We start from the raw sequence: 421 nt of genomic DNA, 5'->3' as shown, positions 1-421 counted from the left end.
TCTTTAAAACTTTTAAAAATTTCCTTTTCGTGGTGAGTATAAAACTCCGGATCAAAATTAGCTTGTTTTAGATTGGCAAGCACGTGATCTATTTTTCTTTCTTCGTTAAGCCATTGATCAAAAACAGGGTGGCGCATCCTGATTCCGAAAGTATTTATTCCCAGGAATTTATTCGAATTCGACTCAAAAGCAATAGTGATGGCTTTTGTATTGTCTTTATGCTGCCAGTGAAAATGCATTTCGTTTTCGTCGGGTTTTGCTGAAACCCGGCCGTAAGTCTGGTATTCTATATCAAAGAATTTAGCCGAATTAAACCAGTTTCCCGGTTTGTACTTCCTCTCATTTCCGGTTAAGGTTTGCGCTAGGGTTTCGCCCATCATTCGCCCGGCATACCAAACGGCTTCAATAGGTTTTCGATGTG

The 421-nt window shown here is 39.9% G+C and carries 1 pseudogene; it reads right to left on the bottom strand.

The features are described 5' to 3' along the window. Positions 1-421, bottom strand: a pseudogene (locus LB467_RS18755) (NAD(P)/FAD-dependent oxidoreductase); the annotation flags it as partial.

It is taken from the genome of Salegentibacter tibetensis, assembly GCF_020164485.1.
GTDB classification, from domain to species: Bacteria; Bacteroidota; Bacteroidia; order Flavobacteriales; family Flavobacteriaceae; genus Salegentibacter; species Salegentibacter tibetensis.
Note: the sequence above shows the minus strand (reverse complement) of the source record. Positions and strands in the feature narration are given on the sequence as shown.